The organism is Streptomyces sp. NPDC127097 (assembly GCF_042724075.1).
In the GTDB taxonomy this organism is placed as follows: Bacteria; Actinomycetota; Actinomycetes; order Streptomycetales; family Streptomycetaceae; genus Streptomyces.
Map to the genome: position 1 here is coordinate 21,156 of NZ_JBHXFI010000034.1, position 24,059 is coordinate 45,214.

23 protein-coding genes and 1 pseudogene are annotated in these 24,059 nt (G+C 72.8%); 8 read left to right on the forward strand and 16 right to left on the reverse strand.

The window, feature by feature from the left end:
* Positions 1-173 precede the first annotated feature (173 nt).
* Positions 174-341, reverse strand: a complete 168-nt coding sequence (locus ACFWJW_RS24110; protein WP_006603288.1) for a DUF3117 domain-containing protein — start codon at positions 339-341, stop codon at positions 174-176.
* Between the two features lie 323 nt (positions 342-664).
* Between ACFWJW_RS24110 and ACFWJW_RS24115 the strand changes: the two genes are divergently transcribed.
* Entirely contained in the window at positions 665-1,465 is an 801-nt protein-coding gene (locus tag ACFWJW_RS24115; protein ID WP_387245011.1) for an enoyl-CoA hydratase/isomerase family protein, read from the forward strand.
* A 66-nt stretch (positions 1,466-1,531) separates the two neighbouring features.
* Here ACFWJW_RS24115 and ACFWJW_RS24120 read toward each other — a convergent pair whose 3' ends face one another.
* Both ACFWJW_RS24120 and ACFWJW_RS24125 read right to left on the reverse strand, forming a co-directional pair.
* Entirely contained in the window at positions 1,532-2,137 is a 606-nt protein-coding gene (locus ACFWJW_RS24120; RefSeq protein ID WP_387245014.1) for a DNA-3-methyladenine glycosylase I, read from the reverse strand.
* Positions 2,134-2,568, reverse strand: a complete 435-nt coding sequence (locus tag ACFWJW_RS24125; RefSeq protein WP_387245017.1) for a DivIVA domain-containing protein — start codon at positions 2,566-2,568, stop codon at positions 2,134-2,136. Before ACFWJW_RS24125 ends, ACFWJW_RS24120 begins: the two co-directional genes overlap by 4 nt.
* A gap of 92 nt (positions 2,569-2,660) precedes the next feature.
* Between ACFWJW_RS24125 and folP the strand changes: the two genes are divergently transcribed.
* Positions 2,661-3,560, forward strand: coding sequence for a dihydropteroate synthase (folP, locus tag ACFWJW_RS24130; protein ID WP_387245019.1), 900 nt, complete (start codon positions 2,661-2,663; stop codon positions 3,558-3,560).
* A gap of 241 nt (positions 3,561-3,801) precedes the next feature.
* Here the strand turns inward: folP and ACFWJW_RS24135 are convergent, their stop codons facing one another.
* Together ACFWJW_RS24135 and dapE are read right to left on the reverse strand one after the other, a co-directional pair.
* Positions 3,802-4,551, reverse strand: coding sequence for a TIGR00730 family Rossman fold protein (locus ACFWJW_RS24135; protein WP_387245022.1), 750 nt, complete (start codon positions 4,549-4,551; stop codon positions 3,802-3,804).
* A gap of 112 nt (positions 4,552-4,663) precedes the next feature.
* Complete coding sequence (dapE, locus tag ACFWJW_RS24140) at positions 4,664-5,755, reverse strand: succinyl-diaminopimelate desuccinylase (protein WP_387245025.1); 1,092 nt, start codon at positions 5,753-5,755, stop codon at positions 4,664-4,666.
* Positions 5,756-5,795: 40 nt separating this feature from the next.
* On the opposite strand from dapE, the gene ACFWJW_RS24145 reads away from it, so the two are divergent.
* The gene (locus tag ACFWJW_RS24145; RefSeq protein WP_387245028.1) at positions 5,796-6,725 is read left to right on the forward strand and encodes a heavy metal transporter; all 930 of its coding nucleotides are present in this window, start codon (positions 5,796-5,798) and stop codon (positions 6,723-6,725) included.
* Positions 6,726-7,027: 302 nt separating this feature from the next.
* A complete protein-coding gene (locus tag ACFWJW_RS24150; protein WP_387245031.1) occupies positions 7,028-7,486 on the forward strand; it encodes an ATP-binding protein in 459 nt (152 codons plus the stop codon).
* 78 nt (positions 7,487-7,564) lie between these two features.
* Here ACFWJW_RS24150 and dapC read toward each other — a convergent pair whose 3' ends face one another.
* Together dapC and fdxA are read right to left on the reverse strand one after the other, a co-directional pair.
* The gene (gene dapC, locus ACFWJW_RS24155; RefSeq protein WP_387245034.1) at positions 7,565-8,698 is read right to left on the reverse strand and encodes a succinyldiaminopimelate transaminase; all 1,134 of its coding nucleotides are present in this window, start codon (positions 8,696-8,698) and stop codon (positions 7,565-7,567) included.
* 179 nt (positions 8,699-8,877) lie between these two features.
* Entirely contained in the window at positions 8,878-9,198 is a 321-nt protein-coding gene (fdxA, locus tag ACFWJW_RS24160; protein WP_018089397.1) for a ferredoxin, read from the reverse strand.
* Positions 9,199-9,338: 140 nt separating this feature from the next.
* Here fdxA and ACFWJW_RS24165 point away from each other — a divergent pair, with 140 nt between their 5' ends.
* Positions 9,339-10,412, forward strand: coding sequence for a GNAT family N-acetyltransferase (locus tag ACFWJW_RS24165; protein ID WP_387245038.1), 1,074 nt, complete (start codon positions 9,339-9,341; stop codon positions 10,410-10,412).
* A 17-nt stretch (positions 10,413-10,429) separates the two neighbouring features.
* Complete coding sequence (locus ACFWJW_RS24170; protein WP_387245041.1) at positions 10,430-11,290, forward strand: tetratricopeptide repeat protein; 861 nt, start codon at positions 10,430-10,432, stop codon at positions 11,288-11,290.
* Here the strand turns inward: ACFWJW_RS24170 and ACFWJW_RS24175 are convergent.
* The 8 genes and pseudogenes from ACFWJW_RS24175 to ACFWJW_RS24210 all read right to left on the reverse strand — a co-directional run bounded on the left by ACFWJW_RS24175 (position 11,257) and on the right by ACFWJW_RS24210 (position 18,814).
* Complete coding sequence (locus tag ACFWJW_RS24175) at positions 11,257-12,384, reverse strand: PP2C family protein-serine/threonine phosphatase (protein ID WP_387245044.1); 1,128 nt, start codon at positions 12,382-12,384, stop codon at positions 11,257-11,259. The genes ACFWJW_RS24170 and ACFWJW_RS24175 overlap by 34 nt on opposite strands.
* An 86-nt stretch (positions 12,385-12,470) precedes the next feature.
* Complete coding sequence (locus tag ACFWJW_RS24180) at positions 12,471-13,076, reverse strand: response regulator (protein ID WP_387245047.1); 606 nt, start codon at positions 13,074-13,076, stop codon at positions 12,471-12,473.
* A 10-nt stretch (positions 13,077-13,086) separates the two neighbouring features.
* Positions 13,087-14,310 carry a sensor histidine kinase gene (locus tag ACFWJW_RS24185; RefSeq protein WP_387245050.1) on the reverse strand — a complete coding sequence of 408 codons (1,224 nt, stop codon included), beginning with the start codon at positions 14,308-14,310 and terminating at the stop codon, positions 13,087-13,089.
* 5 nt (positions 14,311-14,315) lie between these two features.
* A pseudogene (locus tag ACFWJW_RS24190) lies at positions 14,316-14,465 on the reverse strand (ABC transporter permease); the annotation flags it as partial.
* A gap of 167 nt (positions 14,466-14,632) precedes the next feature.
* A complete protein-coding gene (locus ACFWJW_RS24195; RefSeq protein WP_387245053.1) occupies positions 14,633-16,744 on the reverse strand; it encodes a hypothetical protein in 2,112 nt (703 codons plus the stop codon).
* A gap of 215 nt (positions 16,745-16,959) precedes the next feature.
* Positions 16,960-17,487 carry a DUF6113 family protein gene (locus ACFWJW_RS24200; RefSeq protein WP_387245056.1) on the reverse strand — a complete coding sequence of 176 codons (528 nt, stop codon included), beginning with the start codon at positions 17,485-17,487 and terminating at the stop codon, positions 16,960-16,962.
* Entirely contained in the window at positions 17,484-18,494 is a 1,011-nt protein-coding gene (gene mshB, locus ACFWJW_RS24205) for an N-acetyl-1-D-myo-inositol-2-amino-2-deoxy-alpha-D-glucopyranoside deacetylase (protein WP_387245059.1), read from the reverse strand. Before mshB ends, ACFWJW_RS24200 begins: the two co-directional genes overlap by 4 nt.
* A gap of 125 nt (positions 18,495-18,619) precedes the next feature.
* The gene (locus ACFWJW_RS24210) at positions 18,620-18,814 is read right to left on the reverse strand and encodes a hypothetical protein (protein WP_006603310.1); all 195 of its coding nucleotides are present in this window, start codon (positions 18,812-18,814) and stop codon (positions 18,620-18,622) included.
* A 282-nt stretch (positions 18,815-19,096) separates the two neighbouring features.
* On the opposite strand from ACFWJW_RS24210, the gene ACFWJW_RS24215 reads away from it, so the two are divergent.
* A complete protein-coding gene (locus tag ACFWJW_RS24215; RefSeq protein ID WP_387245064.1) occupies positions 19,097-21,292 on the forward strand; it encodes a prolyl oligopeptidase family serine peptidase in 2,196 nt (731 codons plus the stop codon).
* Positions 21,293-21,399: 107 nt separating this feature from the next.
* On the opposite strand, the gene ACFWJW_RS24220 is transcribed toward ACFWJW_RS24215, so the two are convergent.
* Complete coding sequence (locus ACFWJW_RS24220) at positions 21,400-22,512, reverse strand: hypothetical protein (protein ID WP_387245067.1); 1,113 nt, start codon at positions 22,510-22,512, stop codon at positions 21,400-21,402.
* Between the two features lie 485 nt (positions 22,513-22,997).
* On the opposite strand from ACFWJW_RS24220, the gene ACFWJW_RS24225 reads away from it, so the two are divergent.
* Complete coding sequence (locus ACFWJW_RS24225) at positions 22,998-24,032, forward strand: ABC transporter permease (RefSeq protein ID WP_387245070.1); 1,035 nt, start codon at positions 22,998-23,000, stop codon at positions 24,030-24,032.
* The last annotated feature ends 27 nt before the right edge of the window (positions 24,033-24,059 follow it).

A 24,059-nucleotide genomic window follows, 5' to 3' on the forward strand; every position in this document is an offset into this window, starting at 1 on the left:
TGGGTCTGCCCGTCCACGGCCCACAAACCCGGGCTCCACCCCCCCCCCCGCTGCGTCCCCACGCCCCCCCGCCCCGCGGCGCGCCTTCACTGCGCGCCACGTGCCGGGGCCGGGGTAATACGGCTGGGGATACCGGGGTCAACCCCGGGAAACCGCCGGTTGCGCCGCCCTTGTCAGACGGTGACCTTGTCCAGGGCCTCACCCAGGGCCTTGGCTTCGTCGGGGGTCAGCTCGACGACGAGCCGCCCGCCGCCTTCGAGCGGAACACGCATGACGATGCCCCGCCCCTCCTTGGTCACCTCGAGCGGGCCGTCGCCCGTCCGCGGCTTCATGGCCGCCATGCTCGTTCCCCTTCCTGAAACCAGCTCATCTCAGCCGACGGCCCGAATAGGCACGTGTCACCGGCATCGAACACATTGCTTCCAGGCCATTATCCCGCATCGAACGACCCGATGACCAACATCGGGCTGCATCCCTTCGGCAACGCGCTCCCGCAAACCCCCTCAATTCGGAGAGGCGGCTGCAATACTTCTCCCCCCGCCGACCCCCGGCGCGCCCGCAATCTTTGATGTACGTCACATGCCGATGCCCGATGATCTCCGGCATCCTGAGCGCTGACTGCCGCTGCCGAGCAGTCCGAGCCGCGACGGAGGGGACTCCCACTATGGCCGACACCGTGCTCTATGACGTGACCGACGGACTCGCGACGATCACGCTCAACCGCCCCGACGCGATGAACGCGCTGAACATCGAGGCGAAGGTCCTGCTGCGGGACACGCTCCAGGAGGCCGCCGCCGATCCCGCCGTGCGCGCCGTACTCCTGACCGCCACCGGGCGCGCCTTCTGCGTCGGGCAGGACCTCAAGGAGCACATCGGCCTGCTGGCCGAGGACCGGGCCACCGGCTCCGGGAAGACCATGAACACCGTGCGTGAGCACTACAACCCCATCGTGACGGCGCTGACCGAGATGCCCAAGCCCGTGGTGGCGGGCGTCAACGGGGTCGCCGCGGGCGCCGGCGCGGGCTTCGCGATGGCCGCCGACTACCGCGTGGTCGCCGACTCCGCCTCCTTCAACACCTCCTTCGCGGGGGTCGCGCTGACCGCCGACTCCGGGATGTCCTGGACCCTGCCGCGGCTGATCGGCCAGGGCCGGGCCGCCGACCTGCTGCTCTTCCCGCGCAACGTCGGTGCCCAGGAGGCGTACGAGCTGGGGATCGCCAACAAGGTCGTGCCGGCCGAGGAGCTGGCCGGGGAGGCCGCGGCCATCGCCCGCCGGCTGGCCCAGGGCCCGACCGCCGCGTATGCCGCGCTCAAGGAGTCGCTGGCCTACGGGGCGGGGCACTCGCTCGTCGAAACCCTCGGCAAGGAGGACGAACTACAGGGCCGGGCCGGGGCGTCGGAGGACCACCGGATCGCGGTCGAGGCGTTCGTGAAGAAGGAGAAGCCGGTCTTCCTGGGGCGCTGACCCGCCCTGGGACCGGCTGCCCGGGACGCTGACGCGCCCTGGGACCGGCCCCGCCGGCCGGCCGGGTCAGCCGGCCGCCGCCTCCACGGCCGCCCGGACGTGGCACTCCGCCAGATGGTCGTTGACCAGGCCGCATGCCTGCATCATCGCGTAGGCGGTGGTGGGGCCGACGAAGCGGAAGCCGCGCTTCTTGAGGTCCTTGGCGAGCGCCGTGGACTCCGGGGTCGTCGGCTGGAGATCGTCGACGGTGCGCGGCACCGGCCGGCCCGCCCGGGCGGGGGCGAAGGACCAGATCAGGTCGTCGAGCTCGCCGGGGGCCAGCTCGGCGGCGACCTTGGCGTTGTTGATCGTCGCGGCGATCTTGGCGCGGTTGCGGATGATGCCGGGGTCGGTGAGCAGCCGCTCGGCGTCCGCGTCCGTGAACCGCGCCACCTTCGCGACCCGGAAGCCGGCGAACGCCGCGCGGAAGCCGGGGCGGCGGCGCAGGATCGTGATCCAGGAGAGCCCGGACTGGAACGCCTCCAGGCTCATCCGCTCGAAGAGGGCGTCGTCGCCATGGACCGGCAGGCCCCATTCGGTGTCGTGGTAGGCGCGGTAGTCCGCCATCTGCGCCGACTCCAGCCCCCACGGGCAGCGCGGGATGCCGTCCGGTTCCCTCACCACGCCGCTCATTCCCGCTCCTCGTCATCCGGCCGCCGACCGGGCGCTTCGGGTGCGGCCGCGGCATTCCCGCCGGGCCCCGTCTCCGGTACCGGACCGAGCACCGGCGGGCCGTCCTGTATCAGCCCCGGGCCGCCCATGGCGGAGGCATGCGCCCCGGCCAGCGCGGCCTCCAACTCGGCGATCCGGGCGTCCCGCTCGGCGAGTTCGGCACCCAGCCGGTCCAGGACGTCGTCAACTTCGGTCATCCGATAGCCACGGACGGTGACCGGCAGGCGGACGGCGGCCACATCGGCGCGGGCCACGGGGCGGTCCTCCGGCAGCGGGTCGTGCAGCCGGTCCGGCTCGGAATCCCGCAGCCCCCCGCCGTCACCGCCACCGACGACCACGAGCGTGACCGCGGCCACCACCACGACCATCGCGATCAGCAAGAACCAGAACACGACCAACTCCCCGGACTATGTGCCTGCACTGATCGTGCCATGCGGGTGTGACAGTTAGGGTCGCTCCCGGACCACGGAGAGGGAGTCAGGGAATGCTGCGGCTGGGGAATCGCGAGTTCGGCGCGCACGAGCCGGTGATCATGGCGATCGTCAACAGGACGCCGGACTCGTTCTACGACCAGGGCGCCACGTTCCGTGACGAGCCCGCCCTCGACCGGGTGGAACAGGCGGTGGCCGACGGTGCCGCGATCATCGACATCGGCGGCGTCAAGGCCGGTCCCGGCGAGGAGGTGAGCGCCGAGGAGGAGGCCCGCCGCACGGTCGGGTTCGTCGCCGAGGTGCGCAAGCGCTTCCCCGACGTGGTGATCAGCGTCGACACCTGGCGGCACGAGGTCGGCGAGGCGGTGTGCGAGGCCGGCGCGGATCTGCTCAACGACGCCTGGGGCGGGGTCGATCCACGGCTCGCCGAAGTTGCCGCGCGCTATGACGTCGGCCTGGTGTGCACCCACGCAGGCGGCGCCGAACCGCGGACCCGGCCGCACCGGGTGACCTACGACGACGTGATGGCGGACATCCTTCGGGTGACGCTCGGACTGGCCGAACGGGCCGTGGAGTTGGGCGTCCGGCGGGACGCGATCATGATCGACCCGGGGCACGACTTCGGGAAGAACACCCGGCACAGCCTGGAGGCGACCCGCCGGCTCGGCGAGATGGCGCAGGCCGTTCCCCGAGCGCTCGGCTTCGCTCAAGCAGGGGATACGCCCTTCCCGGTGCTGGTCTCGCTGTCCAACAAGGACTTCGTCGGAGAGACCCTCGACAAGCCGGTCAAGGAACGCGTGCTCGGCACCCTCGCGACCACCGCCGTCTCGGCCTGGCTGGGCGCCCAGGTCTACCGCGTCCACGAGGTCGCCGAGACCCGGCAGGTGCTCGACATGGTCGCCTCGATCGCCGGCCACCGTCCCCCGGCCGTCGCCCGCCGGGGCCTGGCCTGAGGGAGACGTCCCTTAGGGCTCGTGCGAACAGATGCCGTAGGGGGTGCGTGAGCCCCCTCGGGGCCACAAACGGGATGGGGGGCGGGGGTATTCCCGGGCCTCGCCCGCTGGCGGGGGCCGGGCGGCGCCGGTCAGCACGGGGCCCGGGCGCTGCCGGTCAGCGCGGAGCCCGGCCAGTGCCAGCCGGCGCGAGGCCCAGCTCGCGGTCCCGGGCCGCCCCGCCCCCTAGATCCCGCCGCCCCTAGATCCCGACCTCCTTGGTCACCAAGGCGATTGCCTCGTCCACGTCGTCGCTGAGGTGGAAGAGTTCCAGGTCGTGCATGGATGCCTTGCCCTGGGCGATGAGGGTGTCGCGCAGCCAGTCGACCAGGCCGCTCCAGTAGGCCGTGCCGAAGAGCACGATCGGGAAGCGGGTGACCTTGCGGGTCTGGACGAGGGTGAGCGCCTCGAAGAGCTCGTCGAGGGTGCCGAGGCCGCCGGGGAGCACCACGAACCCCCGGGCGTACTTCACAAAACACGTCTTGCGGACGAAGAAGTAGCGGAAGTCCACGCCGAGGTTCACGTACTCGTTCATGCCCTGCTCGAAGGGCAGCTCGATGCCCAGCCCGACGGAGGTGCCACCGGCCTCGTTGGCGCCCTTGTTGGCGGCCTCCATGGCGCCGGGGCCGCCGCCGGTGATCACCGCGAAGCCGGCGTCGACCAGGGCCCGGCCGATCCGTACGGCGGCGTCGTACTCCTTGGAGTCACGCGGCGTACGGGCCGAGCCGAAGACGCTGACGGCCGGGCCCAGCTCGGCCAGCGCGCCGAAGCCCTCCACGAACTCCGACTGGATGCGCATCACGCGCCAGGGATCGGTGTGCACCCACTCGGAGGGGCCTTCGGAGTCCAGCAGCCGCTGGTCGGTGGTGCCGGTCTGCACCTGCTCCTGGCGGCGCAGTACGGGACCCAGCCGCTGCTCCTCAGGGACCGGTGCTCCCTCGGGACTGGCCATGTCGTGCTCCCTCCGCTGGCAGATCGTTTGCCTGTTCAGCGTAGATCCGCCGACATGAAGAGCAGGGGAATTCGGTGGGGAGGCGAGCGGTCGGCGGCGGGCCCGGGGGGCGTCAGGCCGTCAGCCAGGCACGCAGCCGTTCCTCACAATGCAGAATGCGGTCGATTTCCACCCGCTCGTCCTTTTTGTGCGCGAGCAGGGAGTAGCCGGGGCCGTAGTTGACGGCCGGGACGCCCAGGGAGCTGAAGCGCGAGACATCGGTCCAGCCGAACTTGGGCATCGCGGTGCCGCCGACGGACTCCATGAAGGCCCGGGCCGCCGGGTGGGACAGGCCGGGCAGCGCGCCCGGGGAGTGGTCGTCGACGACGAACTCGTCCACCGGGCAGTCCGCGAAGACCTCGCGGACGTGGGCCACCGCCTCGTCGGGGGTGCGGTCCGGTGCGTAGCGGAAGTTCACGGTGACCGTGCAGGCGTCCGGGATGACGTTGTTGGCGACGCCGCCCTCGATGCGCACGGCGTTGAGGCCCTCGCGGTATTCGAGGCCGTCGATGACCGGGCGGCGCGGTTCGTACGCGGCGAGCTTCGCCAGGATCGGGGCGGCGGCGTGCAGCGCGTTGGCGCCCATCCAGCTGCGGGCGGAGTGGGCGCGCTCCCCGGTGGTGCGCAGCAGCACCCGGAGGGTGCCCTGGCAGCCGCCCTCCACCTGGCCGTCGGACGGCTCCAGGAGGACGGCGAAGTCCCCGGTGAGCCAGTCGGGGTGGGCGTCGGCGACATGGCCGAGGCCGTTGAGGTGCGCGGCGACCTCTTCGTTGTCGTAGAAGACGAAGGTCAGGTCGCGGTTGGGGGCCGGGACGGTGGCGGCCATCCGCAGCTGGACGGCGACGCCGGACTTCATGTCGCAGGTGCCGCACCCCCAGAGCACGCCGTTCTCGTCCAGCCGGGAGGGGACGTTGTCGGCGATCGGCACGGTGTCGAGGTGTCCGGCGAGCACCACCCGCTCGGCGCGGCCCAGGTTCGTGCGGGCCACGACGTTGTTGCCGTAGCGGTCGACGGTCAGGTGCGGGAGCGCGCGCAGCGCGTGCTCGACGGCGTCGGCGAGGTCCTTCTCGTTGCCGCTCTCGGAGGGGAAGTCGACGAGCTGCGCGGTGAGCGCGGCGGCGTCGAGCGAGAGGTCGAGGGCGGGGTGATCTGTGGAGCGCTCCATGGATCCGACCCTATCGGCAGCACTCCAGTACGGTGGGCCCGTGTCCGCACAGCCCTCAGCCCCCCGCCGCCGCGCCCGTCTGTGGCGCGCCGCCGCAGCCGTCGCCGTACTGATCGGACTGGCCGGCTATCTCGTGGTCCAGTTCGTGACCGGTGGCCCGGGGGCACCGCAGTGCACGGTGCGCGCCGAAGGGGACGCGAAGGACTACGAGCTGTCCCCGGAGCAGGCCGCGAACGCCGCGACGATCTCGGCGGTGGCGTCCTCGCGCGGGCTGTCGGAGCGGGCGGTGACGATCGCGCTGGCGACCGCGATGCAGGAGTCGGGCCTGCGCAACATCGACTTCGGTGACCGGGATTCGGTCGGGCTCTTCCAGCAGCGGCCGTCGCAGGACTGGGGCACCGTGCAGCAGATCATGGACCCGGTCTATTCGGCCGGGGAGTTCTACCGGCATCTGTCGAAGGTGCCCGGCTACTCCCGGCTGCCGCTGACCGTCGCCGCGCAGAAGGTGCAGCGCAGCGGCTATCCGCAGGCGTACGCGAAGCACGAGGCGAACGCCGCACGGCTGACCGGCGCGCTCTCGGGCCGCGACCGGGACGCGATGACCTGCACGGAGAGCCGCCCGGTGGACGGGCAGGCGGGTGGCGCCGCGGCGGTGCGGGAGCGGCTGGTGCGGGAGTTCGGCGCCGGGGTGCTGCCGCGGACGGGCGACGGCAAGGGCCGTGCCACGGGCGGCGGGAGCGGCGTGACGATACCGGTGCGGCAGTCCGGTGCGGTGGGCGCGGGCGATGCCGAGCGGCGCGGCTGGGAGCTGGCCATGTGGGCGATGGCGCACTCCGCCGAGCTGCGCATCGAACAGATCTCTTACGCCGGCCGGATGTGGCAGGCGGACGATGCGGGGAAGGGCTGGCAGCGGGAGCCGGCCGATTCCGCGGTGGCCGCGCACCATGTGCGGATCGTCACCGCGCAATAGTTTGCCCGGTCCCCCGGAAGGGGCATCGGCATCAATTCCCTTTCAGCTGGGGCGAGTTGGCTGCACCTCGCGTAAGCCTTCAGTCAATTCCCTTGTACGCAAAGGGCTGTGACGTTTCCGCGGCAGCTCGGCGCGTGCACATATTGCCCGTCTTTATCCAGGGCCGATTATGTGACGCGTTACCAACTCTTTACCGGAGTTCACCGCAACCTTCGGGGTTCTGACGCGGTAGTCAGTGCGTCCGCCAGGCGGATATGGCACATCTGTCAGAAGTACGAGTCCTTCTCCGTAAAAGGAGCACCATGTCCCTCCCCGTTACGCGTCGGATCGCCCGAGCCGCCCTGCTCGTTGCAGCAGGTGCCGCTCCCGTGGTCGCTGCGGCCGGCTCCGCGAGCGCTGCGGAGCTGCCCACCAAGGCACTCGGCGGACTGACGGCGCCCCTGGACTCCCAGAACACCAGCGAGACCCTCGACCACACCGCGCGCGACGGCGTCGGCCTGGTGAACGCGGCCGGCAGCAAGGCCGCCACGAAGCTCGCCCCGGCGCTCGTCGAGACCGCCGGCCCCGTCGTGAAGAAGGCCATGCCGTTCACCCAGGCCGCCGTGGACAAGGCGGAGGGCGTGGCCCGCCCGATCGCCAAGAAGGGCGTCTCGACCAGCTCGCTGCCGCTCGACGCCGCCAAGGGACTCGTCGGCTCGCCCAAGGGCCTGCTCGCGCCCGCCACCGGCCTGCTCGGCGGTCTGCCGCTCGGCGGCCGCTGACCGGCGGTCCGCCCGTACGACGCGCAGGGGCCCGGGGAGTTCGCTCTCCCCGGGCCCCTGCGCGTGGTCAGCCGCGGCTCACTGCGCCAGCCGGCGCACCGCCGCTTCCACCCGCTCGTCGGTGGCGGTGAAGGCGATCCGTACGAACCGCTCCCCCGCCGGGCCGTAGAACTCGCCGGGGGCGACGAGGATGCCGCGCTTGGCGAGGTCGCCGACGGTGTCCCAGCAGGGTTCGTCGCGGGTCGCCCAGAGGTAGAGCGCGGCCTCGCTGTGCTCGATGCGGAAGCCGGCGGCCTCGAAGGCGCCGCGCAGCGCGGCGCGGCGGCGGGCGTAGCGGGCACGCTGCTCGGCGACATGGGCGGTGTCGCCCAGCGCCACGACGGTGGCGGCCTGCACGGGCGCCGCGATCATCATGCCGCCGTGCTTGCGGATCTGGAGCAGGTCGCCGAGGACCGCGGCGTCACCGACGAGGAACGCGGAGCGGTAGCCGGCCAGGTTGGAGCGCTTGGAGAGCGAGTGGACGGCGACGAGGCCGTCGTGGGAGCCGCCGCAGATGTCCGGGTGCAGCACGGAGACCGGGTCGGCCTCCCAGCCCAGTTCCAGGTAGCACTCGTCGCTGAAGACCAGCACCCCGTGCTCGCGCGCCCAGGCGACGGTGCGGCGCAGCTCGTCGGCGCTCAGCACCCGGCCGGTGGGGTTGGACGGCGAGTTCAGCCAGAGCAGCTTCAGACCGCTGGGGTCCAGCTCCGTGGGGTCGTCGTAGACGACCGGCTCGGCACCGGCCAGCCGGGCGCCGACCTCGTAGGTCGGGTAGGCCAGCCGGGGGTAGCCGACCTTGTCGCCGGGGCCGAGGCCCAGTTGGGTGGGCAGCCAGGCCACCAGCTCCTTGGAGCCGACGACCGGCAGCACATTGGTGTGCTCCAGGCCCCGGGCGCCGAGCCGCTCGGCGGCCCAGCCGGTGAGCGCGTCCCGCAGCGCGGCCGTGCCCCACACCGTCGGGTAGCCGGGGCTGTCGGCCGCGTCGGTCAGCGCCTGCCGCACCAGCGCGGGGACCGGGTCCACCGGGGTGCCGACGGACAGGTCCACGATTCCGTCGGTGTGCGCGGCGGCCGTGGCCTTGTACGGCTCCAGACGGTCCCAGGGGAAGACCGGCAGACGGTCGCGGAGCGACGCGCGCGGGGATTCGGGCCGGGATGACGGTGCTGCGCCCACGGTGCTCTCTTTCTCGGGTGGTGCGGGGCCCTCGGCGGAAATGCTGCGGTCCCGTACGGCGGCAGGCCGTACGGGACCGGGGCGGCGCCGTGCGACCTCCCGTGGCTGACACTGGGAGGTGCCCCCAACGACACGGGAGCAAGAGGGAGCGGGCAGGCTCCCCCTTGGTCCTCGGGTCGTTACTGGTTCTGCGGCGGCAGGGCCGCGATGAAGGGGTGGTCCCGCTCGATCAGACCGAGCTTGCTGGCGCCACCGGGCGAACCGAGCTCGTCGAAGAACTCCACATTCGCCTTGTAGTAGTCCTTCCACTCCTCCGGGGTGTCGTCCTCGTAGAAGATCGCCTCGACCGGGCAGACCGGTTCACAGGCACCACAGTCGACGCATTCGTCCGGGTGGATGTACAAGGACCGGGAGCCCTCGTAGATGCAGTCGACCGGGCACTCCTCGATGCACGCCTTGTCCTTGACGTCGACACAAGGCTGCGCGATGACGTAGGTCACGCTGTCGTTCCTCCTCGGTAGGGCCGGCGGACCGATTGGCAGTACCGCCGCTGGGCGCGCGGGAGCGCGGCGTCGTCGATGCCCGCCATCTAGTATCTCCGTTCCCGGGCGCGAGACGAACAAGAGGGGCGGTTTGAGCGATGGAATTCCTGGCCGGCGGACGCGCGGAGGTCCGGATCACCCGTGCTGACGTGGGCAAAAGGGTATCCGTCCGGCGTCTGACCGGGGGCGGTGCGGGGGTTCCCCCGTTCACCGACGCGGTCGGCGTTCTCACATCCTGGGATCAAGGTGTGCTGAGCATCACACGGCGCAGCGGCGAGATCGTACGGATCGAGGAGTCCTCGCTGGTGGCGGCCAAGGTGGTGCCCGACCGTCCGGCCACCGCCCGGCACGGGGCCGCGCGGCCGTCCACGGGGGAACCGGCCCGTCGGCGGGGGCCCGCCGCCACCGCCCGCGAGCTCCAGACCGTCGCGGCCCGCGGCTGGCCCGCCGTGGAGACGGCGCCTCTCGGGGAGTGGACGCTGCGGGCCTCCGGCGGATTCACCCGCCGCGCCAATTCGGTGCTGCCGCTCGGCGACCCCGGTGTCCCGCTGGATGCGGCGCTGGAGCGGATCGGCCAGTGGTATGAGGAGCGTGGCCTGCCGCCGGTGATCGTGGTCGCCACCGGGCAGGCCGACAGCGATGAACGGCTGGCCGCGGAGCTGGCGGAGCGCGGCTGGACCGACGAGCGGTACACCACCGTCCGGATCGCGGCGCTGGCGCCGCTCGCCGACACCGACGCGGACACCACCCGCGTCCTGCTGTCCCGGGAGCCCGGCGCGGACTGGCTGGCCCTGTACAACCGGACCGGTGCGGCCGCCGCGTCGGAGGAGGCCGCCCGGACCGCGTGGCAGGTACTGACCGGCGGGCCGTCGGTGTGGTTCGCGACGGTGCGCGGCGCGGACGGCGGGACGGCGGCGATCGGACGGCTGGTCGTGGACGGGCGCTGGGCGGGCTTCGCGGCGCTGGAGGTGGCACCGGCCGCCCGGCGGCAGGGGCTGGCCACGCTGGTGATGGCGGCGCTCGCCGAGCGGGCCCTGGAAGAGGGCGCCTCGGCCGCGTATCTCCAGGTCGAGGCCGACAACGCGGACGCTCTGGCGTTCTACGACCGGCTGGGCTTCACCGAGCACCACGGCTATCACTACCGGCGTGCCCGGCCCGGCGGCCGGCGCTGAAGGGGACTCCCACCGATATGCCCCAGGAACCCGAGCCGGAGCCGGACGACGCCCGCGCCGCACGGCGGCAGCAGTTCGCCGAGGCCGCGCGGGCCGAGCGGCCCGATCTTGCGCTGCTGTGTCTGCTGATCGGTGCCGAGGCCGATCCCGCGCTGGACGAGGCGGGCTGTGACGCGGTGCAGATCGAGCTGGACCGGCTGGCCGGGCTGCTGCCGTACGCCCCGGCAGGTGGCCCCGGGGCCTGGGCCCGCAACCTCAGCGAGCTGCTCGGCACCCGGTGTGGCTTCGGCGGCTCGCCCGCCGACTACCGGCGGCTGGAGTCCTCGCTGCTGCACGAGGTGCTGCGGCGGCGACGGGGCCTGCCGATCCTGCTGTCGGTGGTGTGGATGGAGGTCGCCCGGCGGGCCGGGGCCCCGGTGTACGGGGTGGCGCTGCCGGGCCATTTCGTCGTCGGCTTCGGCGACCCCGCCGGCAGCCACGTCCTGGCCGATCCGTTCGCGGGCGGCCGGCCGCTCACCGACGAGGACGCGGAGCTGCTGGTCGCGGGGGCGACCGGGGAGCCGCTGAGCGCGCGGATGATGACGCCCGCCGATCCGCTGGAGATCGTGCTGCGGATACTCAACAACATCCGGGCCTGGGCGCAGGCCCGCCCGGAGCACAGTGCGGTGCAGCTGTGGGCGCTGGAGCTGTCGCTGCTGCTGCCGAGCCATCCGGCGCGGCTGCGGCAGGAGCGTGCCCAACTGCTCGTCCAGCGGGGTGAGTTCCTGGCCGGGGCGGCCGAGCTGGAGGAGTACGCCCGGGTGGTGGAGGCCGTCGACGCGGCCGGGGCGCTCGCGATACGGCGTCAGGCCGCGGCCGCACGGGCCATGCTCAACTGAGTGGCGGCGGGGGTGCGCCGGACGACCAGCGCGGTCGCGTCGTCCTTGAGGTCGCCGCCGGTGAATCTCTCCAGATCGGCCCGGAGGGTGCGGGCCAGCTCCGGGGGCTCCAGGTCCGTCCACCCGGCCAGCCGCTCGGCCAGGGGGTAGAACTCACCGTCCTTGCCGCGCGCCTCGGTCACCCCGTCCGTGCACAGCACGATCCAGTCGTCCGGATCGGGGTGGATCCGGACGCTGTGCCGGGGCCCGCCGCCGAGCATGCCCAGGCCGAGCGGCAGGCCGCCCTCGCCGTCCCGGCGCTCGGTGACCTCGCCGTGGCGCACCAGGTAATACGGGATGTGGCCGCAGGACAGCACCCGCCCCTGCCGCGAACCGGCCGCGCTGCGGATCTCCAGCAGCAGCGCCGTGACGAAGCGCTCGTCGGCGCCCTGCTCGACGGAGCGGGCGTTGTGCCGGATCAGCGCCTGCTCCATGCGCTCGGCCACCGACTCCAGCGATTCCTGGTACTGCGCGGCCTCCCGGAACGACGCCAGCACCTCGACGCCCGCCCCGATCGCCGGCATGCCCTTGCCCTGTACGTCGCCGATCATCAGCCGGAGGCCGTGCGGGGTGTCGATGGCCTCGTAGATGTCGCCGCCGACCCGGGCCCCCTCCTGGGCGGAGACATAGAAGCCGTACGCCTCGATCGCGCCGGCGCTGAGCGGCAGCTCGCGCAGCATGGCCCGCTGCACGGTGTCGGCGACCAGCCGGGTCCGGGCGTGCAGGGCCTCCCGCTGGAGACGGGTGCGGCACAGCATCAGGGAGAAGACGGCCACCAGGCAGGCGCCGAAGATCCCGACGACCCGGCTGGCCGGGGCCCAGTCGGGCACCGTGAAGAGGTCGATGTAGGTCAGGCACACGACGAAGACGACCGCCACCAGGAGCGTCCGCCGGAACGAGCAGCGCAGCGCGGCGTACAGCGGGGCGATGCCCAGGAAGGCCGAGATGTGCAGTTCCGGGCCGGTCGTCGCGTCCAGCACGGCGACCAGGAGGATCGCCAGGATGAGCAGCAGGGGAGCCCAGACGCGGTGCTCGGTGGATCGGTCGGCAGGCATAACACTTCAAGCCTGCAAGACTCCGCCGGAGACCGCACCGGGACGAAGGTCCCGGGCGCGCGCGGGACCGGCGCCCGCTCGTCGGACTACAGCCAGCCCTTGTCGCGGGCCGTACGGACCGCCTCGGCGCGGTTGCGGGCGCCCGTTTTCCGGATGGCGGTGGAGAGGTAGTTGCGGACCGTGCCCGGGGACAGCTGGAGCGCGGCGGCGATCTCGGCGTTGGTGGCGCCGTCGGCGGCCGTCAGCAGCACCTCGCGCTCGCGCGCGGTCAGCGGGCTGGCGCCGTCGGCGAGCGCGGCCGCGGCCAGCGCCGGGTCGATGACCCGTTCGCCGCGCAGTACGCGCCGTATCGCGTCGGCGAGCCGGGCCGCCGGAGCGTCCTTGACCAGGAAGGCATCGGCGCCCGCCGCCATGGCGCGGCGCAGATAGCCGGGGCGGCCGAAGGTGGTGAGGATGACGGTCTTCACCGTGGGCAGGGCGTCGCGCAGCGCGGCCGCCGCGTCCAGTCCGTTCAGCCCGGGCATCTCGATGTCCAGGAGGGCGACGTCCACGGCGTGCTCCCGCGCGGCGGGGAGGACCTCGTCGCCGCGCGCCGCCTGGGCCACGACCTCCAGGTCGTCCTCCAGTGACAACAGCGCGGCCAGCGCCTCGCGGACCATCGACTGGTCCTCCGCCAGCAGCACTTTGATCATGCGGGTCACCCTAAGGGGTTCGGAGGGACGGTGAGGGGCCCGTGGTGGAGCCGCTCAGGGGGACACGGGCGCGCAGCGCGAAGCCGCGGCCGCGCGGGGCCGGGCCGGTTTCCAGCCGGCCGTCCGCCAGGGCGAGGCGCTCGCGCAGACCGCTGAGGCCGTTGCCGTCGTGCCGGTCGCGGGGCGGGCCGGTGCCGTCGTCGAGCACCGTCAGGCACAGGCGGTGGCGCTCGTCGGCCTCCCGCTCCTCGGTGAGCAGCAGCTCGCAGCGGCGGGCGCCGCTGTGACGTATGACGTTGGTGACGGCCTCGCGCAGCGCCCAGGCCAGGGCGCCCTCCTCGTCGGCGGCGAGCCCGCGGTACTCGCCCTCCAGGGCCGGGTCGACGACGGCCGTGACGCCGGCGGTGCGCAGCGCGGCCCGCGCCCCGGCCAGCTCGACGGCGAGCCGGGGGCGGCGGTAGCCGGTGACCGCCTCCCGCACATCGAGCAGGGCCTGCCGGCTGACCTGTTCGATGTCGGCGACCTGCCGGGCGGCTTCGGCCGGCCGGTCGGGCAGCATCCGGCCGGCCAGCTCGCTCTTGAGGGTGATCAGGGAGAGGGAGTGGCCGAGGAGGTCGTGCAGATCGCGGGAGAGCCGCAGCCGTTCGTCGTTGGCGGCGAGGCGGGCGACCTCCTCGCGGGCGGCGCGCAGTTCCCTGGACGTATGGATCAGATACTGCACGCCGACCATCATGAAACCGCAGCCCAGCGCCGGTAGCCCGTAGGCGAAGAGGTAGTAGCCGCGGATCGCCGGGTCGTGGGCGCCGACGGCGAGCAGCGCCATGGTGACCAGCGGGATGGACCAGCGCGACAGCCGCCAGGGCAGCACCACTCCGCAGGCCACGCTGGTGAAGATGAACAGCACCAGCCAGGAGGAGTCCAGCATCCAGGACAGCGTGGTGGACAGCACCAGCAGCAGCGCCAGGGAGCCGTGGACCACCGATCGGGTCCGCTCGCCCCAGATGTGGCGGAAGACCACGACGAAGTAGCAGAGCACGAAGAGCGTGAGCCCGAGGCCGCCCCAGATCCGCTCGGCGGTGGAGGCGACGGGCCCCAGCAGCTGGCCCACCGGGCCGGCCAGATACAGCAGCCAGAGGGAGATCCACATCGTCTTGCCGAGCGCCTGGCGGCGGTTGCGGGGCGGCTGCCCGATCAGCATGGGACTGCGGTCCGCCGGCTCACGTTTCCCCGTCATGCCTCTCACGCCTTGTGGGTGTCCTTGCGGTACAGGCCGGCCGCACCGGCGGTGAAGACCAGCAGATAGCCGGCCAGGATGGCGACGTCCTTGAGGTGCGGTGCGCCGCCGCCCTCGACGGCGGTGCCGAGCGCCGCGTAGGCGTGGGTCGGGAGCCGTCATGCTTTTCAGCTTCCGGCCTCTGCGCGCCGCGCGGCAGTGCCGGCTGTCAGCACTCCCCCGTGACATCCGTCATGGGGGAGGCCCCCTAGGGGTCTTCCCGGGATGACCGGGCAGACGCCCTGAGGGGGCCTCTCACCTGCGATGTCGCGTGGTACGGCGGTCAGTTGCCGTTGGTGGCGATGGTCTGCACCCGCTCGCTCGGGCTGGTGCCCTGGAGTGCCTTGCCGACCGCGCTCGCCACCTCCTCGACGCTGACCGGGTGCTTGGAGCCGTCGCCCTTGGTGACCATGACGCCGTTGAAGGTGTCGCCGTAGAGCTGCTTGAGAGCAGGCCGGTCGTAGTAGGGCACCAGAGCGCCGTTGACGATCTTGAACGACAGGAACTTCGGGATGGACTTCTGCGGGCTGAAGGAGACCGTGTGCGCCGCGTCCGTACGGACCGTCACCAGACCGGACATCGCGGGCTCCGCGAACTGCTTCAGCGCCCGGTCCACCGCGGCCTTGCTGACCTGCGGCTGCTGGGTGCCGGCGGCCAGCATCACCGGTGCGTCGGTGCCGGTCGCGGCGCGCTTGCGGTAGGCGTCGGTGACCTTCTTCTTGGACGCGTCCACATCGATCGCCTTGTGGGGCGCGCCGTAGTGCGGCACCGCCTTGCCGTTCTCGAAGGTGATCCCGCCGTCCTCGGCGGCACCCCCGGGTCCGGTGGCGTTCTCCAGGGCGATCTGTAGCTTCTCGTCGTCGACGATCACCGCGGGCTCGGCCGTGCGGTGCACACCGAACAGCGAGCCGATGACGGAGACCGGGTTGTAGTCCCGGCCGGCCGCCCTGCGCACCGTCGCCTGCGGGTCGATGTCCAGACCCGCCGTGGTGGGCCGGAGGGTCGCGGACTTGCCGTCGACGCTGAGCTTGAGCGGCGCGGTACGGCTGTTCTTGAGCGCCGTCTCCAGCTTCTTGACGGCCTCTTCCTTGGTGGTGCCGCCGATGTCCACCCCAAGCACGGTGGTGCCGTTGGGCACGTCGGCGTGGTCGAGCAGCAGCCCGGCGCCATAGGCGACACCGGCCAGCACCACGACGCCGACACCCGCGAGAACGAGCTTGTTACGGCCCTTCTTGGGCGGGTTGATCGGCTCGGGGATCTTGGGCCGCGGCCTGGGGGCGGCGCTGTCGCCCTCACCGGCCGGGGCGTGTGCGAACGGCGACGGGGACGACGGCTTCTCGTCGCCGGGGATCTTCGGGATGCCGCTGACCAGCGTGTCGCCGGACACCCGGTCGCGGCCGCCGGAGGCGCCGCCCTGGGGGCCCTTCGGGCCGCGCTTGCCCTTGGGGGCGGTGGGCAGTCCGCCGGTGACGCCGCCGCCGAGACCGCTGCCCGGTCCGGCGAGCGGCGCCGGCGGCTGCGGGGTGAGCTCCGCGGTGTCGTCGATCCGGGGCGTGCCGCCGGTGCCGGGGTCGCTGAAGCCGGGCGGCAGGTTGAGCGCCGAATTGCCGCGCGCCGGCCCGGTCGTCGGACCGCTCGGACCGCTCGGGCCACCCGCCGGGGCGTCGAACGGGCTGTGGTCGCGGGCGGGAGCGGCGGGGTCGTCGAACGGCGTACCGCCACCGGGCGCCGCCCCGTCGAACGGCGAGGCGGCAGCAGCCGGACCCCCGTCGAACGGCGAGCCGCCGCCCGGCCGGGCACCGCCGTCGAACGGCGAAGCGCCCTCCTGCGGTGCCGGGCTGTCGGAGAAGTACGGCAGGTCCGGGCGCTGCGGGGGCGTGGGGCCCGACGGAGCACGCGGCGGCGTGGCACCGCCCGGGGCGGGCGGCACCGCGTGGGAGCCGGTGGACGAGGACGCACCGGCGCCGCCCTGCGGCTTGCGCGGCGCGAACCAGTCGCTGGTCTTCTCGGACGGGCCGCCCGTGGGGGCCTCGTCCGCCGGGGCGTCCGGCCGGGGCGTGTTCGCCGTCCGCTCCGCGTTCCGCTCGGCGGGGCGGGGCGTGCCCCGGGAACCGGCGGCACCGCCGGAACCAGCCGATCCGTTCATGCCGGCCTCCTCACCGACGGGCTTGCGCACGACGACCGGCGGGATGGGGCGTGACCCCGGAATGTTGATCTTGATCCGCGTCGTCAGCGTGGTCTCGGTCTTGGGCTCCTCCGGCTGCGCCGCGGCACCGGACGCCGGTGTGTCGCCGGCCTCTCCCCTGGGCGAGCCGTACGGCGGCGTCCCGGACGGGTACGCGGCTCCGCCACGGCCCTGGGGGCCGGAGGACGAACTGTCAGATTCACGACTCAAAGCAGGTTCTCCCGGTTGGCTCCGCCGCTCGTCAGAGATGATCCCCGGCCTCAGACCGGGAGGTGCCCCCAGGGCGGCGCGACGGCGCGCACCACCATACTGTCCGCCGCGGGCGGCCACCCGGGGAGCGTACGAACACCCCCGCCCCGGGCGAACCCCCGGGACCCGGTTCGTTCACCCGGACCGGCGCGGCATCCGTCCCGGTATGGACCACGTCATCCGCCAACTCGGCCGGGCCGGACGCCCGTCGGACGCATCTGCTTGGCGGTGGCGCAGATCACAGCGACCACGATGCCGCCCAGCAGGAAGATGTACGAGCCGAGCCCCGCGCCGAAGAGAAAGTCACCTTCCGGCCGGACGTTGCCGAGCAGCAGGAACACGGTCACCAGCCAGGCCGCGCCGGGCACCAGTACGCCCGCGGAGGTGCCGGTCGCCCGACCGCCCCCGTAGAACAGGCCGCCGACGCCGGCCAGGGCCAGCGCCAACCCGCCGGGGAACCAGGCCGCTTGCACCAGCGTTCCGGCGGCGGCCACCAGGACGCCCGCGACCAGAAGCAGCACATATATGCCGACCCGTCCCACCGTCAGCGGCGCGGCCGGCACGGAACCGGCCAGCGGCGCCACGGCGGCGCCGGACGGCCTGCCGGACGTTCCGCCCGAGCCCGCCCGCGACCGCTTCCGGTTACCGGAAGCCGCGCCGCCGTTTCCCTCACCGGCGTTCCCGCCGCCCTTCGCCGTGCTCATTCCGCCGCCTCCTCAATCCGGGCACTCTCCTCCATACCCACCATTTCGCCGATACCCGCGAAGAGATCGTCCTCCCGGACCCCCTCCGCGGCGCCCGGGACACCGTGCACCAGCCGATAGTGCTCCGTGCCGAACAGCGGCTGGCCCAAGTCGTTGGAGAGCGCGAAGAACGGTCCGTCGACCGCGATCTGGGTGTAGTGCGCCCGCATCGCCGCGGACTTCGCGGCCGCGTACCCGGGCTCGCCGCCGAGGGACGCCGTGACCTCGGAGTCCGGCACCACGCCCGGCACATCGTCGACGGTGGCCACCCCGGGGAAGCCGTGGCCGGCCGCGCGCAGCCGCGCGAAACCCTCCTCGACCACCGACCGGGGGTTGCAGTTCCAGTAGATCTTCGCGATCTCATGGGCCCGGCCCAGCTCCGGCCGGAAGTCCGCCCGCGCGGCGAGCTCGGCGCCGCGCATGGCGACACGGTGCGCCTTGATGTGATCGGGGTGGCCGTATCCGCCGTTCGGGTCATAGGTGACCAGGACCTGCGGCCGGACCTCCCGGATCACGGCCACCAGTTCACCCGCCGCCTCGTCGAGGGGGGCCTGCCAGAAGGCGTCCGGCCGGTCGTTCTGGGGCGCGCCCATCATCCCGGAGTCCCGGTAGCGGCCCGGCCCGCCGAGGAGGCGGTGGTCGGTGACGCCCAGGGCGGCCATGGCGGCGGCCAGCTCACCGGCGCGGTACGCGCCGAGGGTGTCGTCGCGGTCCGGCGCGAGCGCGGCGAGCTCGGGCGGGATGACCTCGCCCTCCTCGCCGAGGGTGCAGGTCACCAGGGTGACCAGCGCGCCCTCGGCCGCGTACTTGGCCATGGTCAGGCCGTTGTTGATCGACTCGTCGTCGGGGTGCGCATGCACCAGCAGCAGCCGCCGGGAAAAGGCGGCGGGCGAGGCGCTCCCCCCGGCGGGTGCCGAGGCGCTCCCCTCGGCGGGTGGCTGCGGGGGACGGGCGGGCTGATCGGTCATGCCGACAGCCTACGAGCCGCCCCGTCCGCCGCCCGCAGGCGATCCCGTCCGCCACCCAGGTGCCCGGCCGCCGGCCGGGCACCCGGCGGACGGGCGCACCGCGGACGGGCCCGGCCGGGGGCGGCTCAGAACTTGATGTTCCCGAGCATGCCGGCGACGTTCGTCGTCAGCTGCTTGATCGTCGGGGCGATGGACGAGCTGGCCAGATAGAAGCCCAGCAGCATGCAGACCAACGCATGCGGGGCCTTCAGTCCAGACTTCTTGACAAGCAAGAAGACGATGATCGCCAGCAGCACCACCGCCGAAATCGAGAGTGCCACGGCGGCTCACCTCCAAGTACTCACGGTCCGGACAGAGTTCAGGGTGCCCGGACCGACTTCACGACCCGCGCACCCGGGTATGCCAAGGGCTCTTTACCCCGTACCCACTACGCGCAAGGGATCATAACTTTCCGCGCTAGCGCATAAGTCGGAGCACGGAAGCAGAGCGGGGGCGCACATGATCTTCACGAGCGCGACCGGGGTGAGCCGGTCCGCCGTCGGGGGCGGCCCCCACGGCTCCGACCCTGCCCTGACCGGCGCGAAACCCCTAGGCTCGGCACCATGACCGGACAGCCTTCGTTCCCGCGGCAGTACGCCCGTACGCAGCGCTTCACCCTGGGCGCCCCGCGCAGCTACGCTCTCTCCCCCGACGGCGCGCGCGTCGCCTTCCTCCGCTCCGGTTCGGGCACCGACCCCAGCCAGCAGCTGTGGGTGCTCGACCTGGAAGAGGGACGGGAGTTCCCGGCCGCCGACCCGCGGGCCCTGCTGGCCGGCGCGGACGAGGACCTCCCCCCGCAGGAGCGGGCCCGCCGCGAGCGCAGCCGGGAGAGTTCGGCGGGCATCGTCGGCTATGCGACCGACTCCGCCGTGGAGTTGGCGGCGTTCACGCTCTCGGGGCGGCTGTTCGTCTCCGAGCTGCGGGCCGGCACCACCCGTGAACTCCCGGTCCAGGGGCCGGTGGTGGACCCCCGGCCCTCGCCGGACGGCCGGCAGGTGGCCTTCGTGGCGGACGGCCGGCTGCGGGTGGTGCCGGTGGACGGCGCCGCGACGTCGGACGAAGACGGCGACGAGGGCGGCGCGGCGGCCGGCGGGCGGGCGGACCGGGTGCTGGCCGAGCCCGACGGGCCCGAGGTGACCTGGGGGCTCGCGGAGTTCATCGCGGCCGAGGAGATGGGGCGTTACCGGGGTTTCTGGTGGTCACCGGAGAGCGACGCGGTGCTGGCCGCGCGGGTCGACGAGGCGCCGGTGCGGCGCTGGTGGATCTCCGACCCGGCCCATCCGGACCGGGAGCCCACCCAGGTCCCGTACCCGGCGGCCGGCACCCGCAACGCCGAGGTCACCCTCACCCTGCTCGGCCTGGACGGCACCCGCACCGACATCGTCTGGGACATCGAGCGCTACCCCTATCTGGCACGCGTCCACTGGTCCGCGGCCGGGCCGCCGCTGCTGCTCGTACAGGCCCGCGACCAGCGCGACCAGCGCTATCTGACCGTCGACACCACGACCGGCGCGACCCGGACGGTGCACGAGGACGAGGACGAGGCGTGGGTCGAGCCGTTCCCCGGGGTGCCGGCCTGGACGCCGGACGGCCGGCTGGTGCGGATCGCGGACGAGGGCGGCGCGCGCAAGCTGTTCGTCGGCGACCGGCCGCTGACCGGGGCGCCGCTGCACGTCCGGGCCGTCCTGGACATCGGCGAGGACGACGTCCTGTTCTCCGCGAGCGGCACCGATGTGCACGACATCGGCGTCTACCGGGCCTGGTTCCGCGGCAGCGGTGACCAGGGCGGCTGGGAGCGGGTGGCCGAGCGCCCGTATCCGACGGTGTCCTCCGCGGTGCGCGGCGGGGCGCTGACCGTGCTGTCCCAGGCGTCGCTGGAGCGGCCCGGCACCCAGGTGGAGGTGGTGCGGCTGGACGCCGACGGCGGGGAGAAGACGCTCGCCACGATCGGTTCGCACGCCGAGCAGCCGTCCCTGACCGCCCGCCCCCGTCTCGTGCTGGCCGGGGAACGGGAGATTCCGTGTGCGGTGCTGCTGCCGAGCGGCTATCAGGAGGGCGATGGTCCGCTGCCGGTGCTGCTGGACCCGTACGGCGGTCCGCACGGCCAGCGCGTGGTCGCCGCGCACCACGCCCATCTGACCTCGCAGTGGTTCGCCGACCAGGGCTTCGCGGTGATCGTCGCGGACGGCCGGGGCACCCCGGGCCGCTCCCCCGCGTGGGAGAAGTCGGTCTCCCGGCGGATCGCGGAGTACGCCCTGGACGACCAGGTCCATGCCCTCCAGGCGCTGGCCGGATCCTTTCCGCTGGACATGGCGCGGGTGGCCATCCGCGGCTGGTCCTTCGGCGGTTATCTCGCCGGGCTCGCCGCGCTGCGCCGGCCCGATGTCTTCCACGCGGCGGTGGTGGGCGCGCCGGTCACCGACCTCCGTCTGTACGACACCCACTATCAGGAGCGTTACCTCGGCCACCCGGACGAGGAACCGGCGGTCTATGCGGAGAACTCGCTGATCACGGACGAGGGACTGTCCGGAGCGGTGCGGCCGCACCGCCCGATGCTGATCGTGCACGGCCTCGCGGACGACAACGTGGTCGTGGCCCATTCGCTGCGGCTGTCCTCGGCCCTGCTGGCGGCGGGCCGCCCGCACGAGGTGCTGCCGCTGTCCGGGGTGACGCACATGGCGGCACAGGAGCAGGTGGCCGAAAACCTGCTGCTGCTCCAAGTCGACTTCCTCAAGCGGTCGTTGGGAATGCCGTCCTGACCACGGGAATACCCTCCGCCACTTCCCCGTTGTGGCTCCGCAGGGGCCCCACACCCCTTACGGGATCCGTTCGCCCGCCCCCTGAGAGCCCCCGCCCCCGGCCCGTCTCACCAGCCGGGCGGGAGCGTGGACGGCGGGGGCGGGGCGTGCGGCGGCCGCGCCTCGCCCGGGGCGGCGCCGTAGGCCAGCACCGCGTCCCGCTCCGGGACCGCCGCCGGGACGCCGGGCCGGGCCGCCGCGATCAGCACGGCCAGCCCGGCGGCCACCACGAAGCCCGCGGTGCCCAGCTCCAGCTGGGCCCGTAGGGGCAGCACGGCGAAGCGGCCCAGCTTCCCGGTGTGCCCGGCGAAGGCGAGTGCCACGGTGCCGTGCACGCACAGCAGGGCCGCGGCGGTCAGCGCCGCCGGCCGGCTCCAGGCCGCCCGGCGCAGCGCGGCGGCCGCGGCGCCCAGGGCCAGCAGCGCGAGCGCCACCGCCTGCCAGTGCACCGGCGGCTGGAGCAGCGCGCGGAAGACGGAGGCGTCGCCGAGCAGCCCCTTGGCGTAGATGTCCCCGCCGAGCTGCGCCCACCAGTGGATCTCCCAGCCGGTGACGGCGATCGCGGCGGCGCCCAGGAGGACGGCGACGGTGCGGGCCGCCCCCTTGAACGGCCTGCCGGGTGCCCCGGGGCCCGCCGCCGGCGGCACCGCACGGACCACTCCGTAGGCCGTGGACTCCGGCGCCGTCAGCCCGAGGGCACCGCGCCCGCCGGTCCCGTCCGGCCGCCGGCCCGCCGCGCACACCAAGATCAGGGCGACCGCCAGGGCGAGTTGGACCAGAGCGGTCAGCCGTGCCCGCGCCATGAGACCGCTGTCCAGCCCTTGGAGCCAGCCGGCGCCCAGCATCCACACCAGCGGGACCCGCAGCAGTGCGGTGGCGGCCGCCAGGGAGAGCAGCGCGCCGGTGACCATGGTCGAGGCGACGGCGGTGCGCAGGGCGGCGACCGCGACGAGGAGCGCGCCGAGCACCAGCAGCGGGTCGAGCGCCGAGGTGGCCCAGGCGGTGAACTCCCGTGGCCGGGGCGCCTGTCCGAGCCAGAACCGCCCGACGTCCGCGCCGTGCTGAGCGATGATCAGGTCCCGGCTGATCCAGGCCACGCCGATCAGCGCGAGCAGCAGGCAGACCAGCGCGCCGAGGTGGCGCGCGCCGCGGGTGAGAACGCTGTCCCGCACTGTGGACACGGCTCGCCCCCCGTCCGTGTCGAAGTACCCGAGTCGTCCATGGCACCCCGCACAGGAGGTGCCCCCGCAGGTCTACTCGAGTCCCGGCCCGGCCACAACAGAGCCGGCCGGGGCGACCGGTGAAACCCGGACAAAGCAGCGACCGGCCGGGGCACCGTCTGGCGTCCCGGCCGGTCTACGGCACCCGCACGGCCGTACGTTGTTCATCATGGCGCGTCCGTATATCGGTGTTGCGACAGTGAAGTTGCCTTCATGTTAAAGAAGTTGATGGCGATATGTCTCCCATGCCGCATATCCCGGACCCCTGTCAAGCACGCCCGGGCGTCGATCTGCGCAATCTTCGCTCAAGAAGTAGACGACCTGTTCACGAGCACACCCGATCCCCTTGACTCCGCCATAAATCACTTGCGAAAGTCCGCTCATCCAGCGGTGCGACCAGGTGCCGCTTCACTCTCCAAGAGAACTCGGCGCGGGGGCACTTCGCGATGACTAGTCCATCCCAGACCGCGGCAACCACGTCCGATCCACCCGGACTTGATGCCAAGGGTCTGAAGAAGACGAAGGACGGCAAGGACGGTGAGCTCGTTGGCCGTTCCCCCGGCCAACTGATGTGGCGACGCTTCAAGCGCGACCGCACGGGCGTCATTTGCGCGGTCGTTGTGCTGGCCTTCTTCGTCGTGGCCGCGCTGGCTCCGGTGATCGCCTCGCTGTACGGCAAGAACCCCTACACCTTCTACGGCAACGAGGACCCGAGCCTCTTCGATGAGTTCGGCTATCCGATGGGTGCCAACGGCGGTATCTCCGGGGACTTCTGGTTCGGCATCGAACCGGCCCTCGGCCGCGATCTGTTCACTTCCCTGATCTACGGCATGCGGACGTCCCTGGGCATCTCGGTGGCGGTGACCATCCTGGTGGTCATCACCGGCACGCTCCTGGGCGTCACGGCCGGCTATGTGGGCGGCAAGACCGACTACTGGCTCGGCCGGGTCATCGACTTCCTGCTCGCCTTCCCCAGCCAGCTGACCTTCGTGGCCTTCATGCCCGTGGTCGTGGCGTTCTTCATCCCGCCGGGCGACGAGACCCCCACCTACGTTCGTGTGGTGGCGCTCATCCTGGTGCAGTGGGCGCTGGGGTGGATGGGTCTGGCGCGGCTGCTGCGCGGCCAGGTGCTGTCCCTGCGTGAGCGGGAGTTCGTCGAGGCCGCGAAGATCACCGGTGCCTCCCCCTGGCGCATCATCCGCAAGGAACTGCTGCCCAACGTGGTCACGCCGATCCTGGTGCAGGCCACCTACATGCTCCCGCTGTTCGTCACGGCGGAGGCCGGCCTGTCCTTCCTGGGCGTCGGCATCATGGAACCCACTCCGGACTGGGGGCGGCTGTTCCACACGGCCGGCATGGTCTACGAGAACGACCCGACCTTCCTTCTCTTCCCCGGCGCCGCGATGGTGATCTTCGTGCTGTGCTTCAACCTGCTCGGGGACTCGGTCCGGGACGCCTTCGACCCCAAGTCCGGGCGCTGATCGTCCATTTGAGGGGGGAGCTGTCAC

Bases quoted from the DNA above. Each gene is read 5' to 3' on its own strand.
- ACFWJW_RS24215 (WP_387245064.1), top strand. From the start codon at position 19,097: ATGACCGGACAGCCTTCGTTCCCGCGGCAGTACGCCCGTACGCAGCGC.
- dapE (WP_387245025.1), bottom strand. From the start codon at position 5,755: ATGGAGCGCTCCACAGATCACCCCGCCCTCGACCTCTCGCTCGACGCC.
- folP (WP_387245019.1), top strand. From the start codon at position 2,661: ATGCTGCGGCTGGGGAATCGCGAGTTCGGCGCGCACGAGCCGGTGATC.
- mshB (WP_387245059.1), bottom strand. From the start codon at position 18,494: ATGACCGATCAGCCCGCCCGTCCCCCGCAGCCACCCGCCGAGGGGAGC.
- ACFWJW_RS24200 (WP_387245056.1), bottom strand. From the start codon at position 17,487: ATGAGCACGGCGAAGGGCGGCGGGAACGCCGGTGAGGGAAACGGCGGC.
- ACFWJW_RS24175 (WP_387245044.1), bottom strand. From the start codon at position 12,384: ATGCCTGCCGACCGATCCACCGAGCACCGCGTCTGGGCTCCCCTGCTG.
- ACFWJW_RS24150 (WP_387245031.1), top strand. From the start codon at position 7,028: ATGTCCCTCCCCGTTACGCGTCGGATCGCCCGAGCCGCCCTGCTCGTT.
- ACFWJW_RS24225 (WP_387245070.1), top strand. From the start codon at position 22,998: ATGACTAGTCCATCCCAGACCGCGGCAACCACGTCCGATCCACCCGGA.
- ACFWJW_RS24185 (WP_387245050.1), bottom strand. From the start codon at position 14,310: ATGACGGGGAAACGTGAGCCGGCGGACCGCAGTCCCATGCTGATCGGG.
- ACFWJW_RS24170 (WP_387245041.1), top strand. From the start codon at position 10,430: ATGCCCCAGGAACCCGAGCCGGAGCCGGACGACGCCCGCGCCGCACGG.
- ACFWJW_RS24135 (WP_387245022.1), bottom strand. From the start codon at position 4,551: ATGGCCAGTCCCGAGGGAGCACCGGTCCCTGAGGAGCAGCGGCTGGGT.
- ACFWJW_RS24115 (WP_387245011.1), top strand. From the start codon at position 665: ATGGCCGACACCGTGCTCTATGACGTGACCGACGGACTCGCGACGATC.
- ACFWJW_RS24120 (WP_387245014.1), bottom strand. From the start codon at position 2,137: ATGAGCGGCGTGGTGAGGGAACCGGACGGCATCCCGCGCTGCCCGTGG.
- ACFWJW_RS24165 (WP_387245038.1), top strand. From the start codon at position 9,339: ATGGAATTCCTGGCCGGCGGACGCGCGGAGGTCCGGATCACCCGTGCT.
- ACFWJW_RS24180 (WP_387245047.1), bottom strand. From the start codon at position 13,076: ATGATCAAAGTGCTGCTGGCGGAGGACCAGTCGATGGTCCGCGAGGCG.
- ACFWJW_RS24110 (WP_006603288.1), bottom strand. From the start codon at position 341: ATGGCGGCCATGAAGCCGCGGACGGGCGACGGCCCGCTCGAGGTGACC.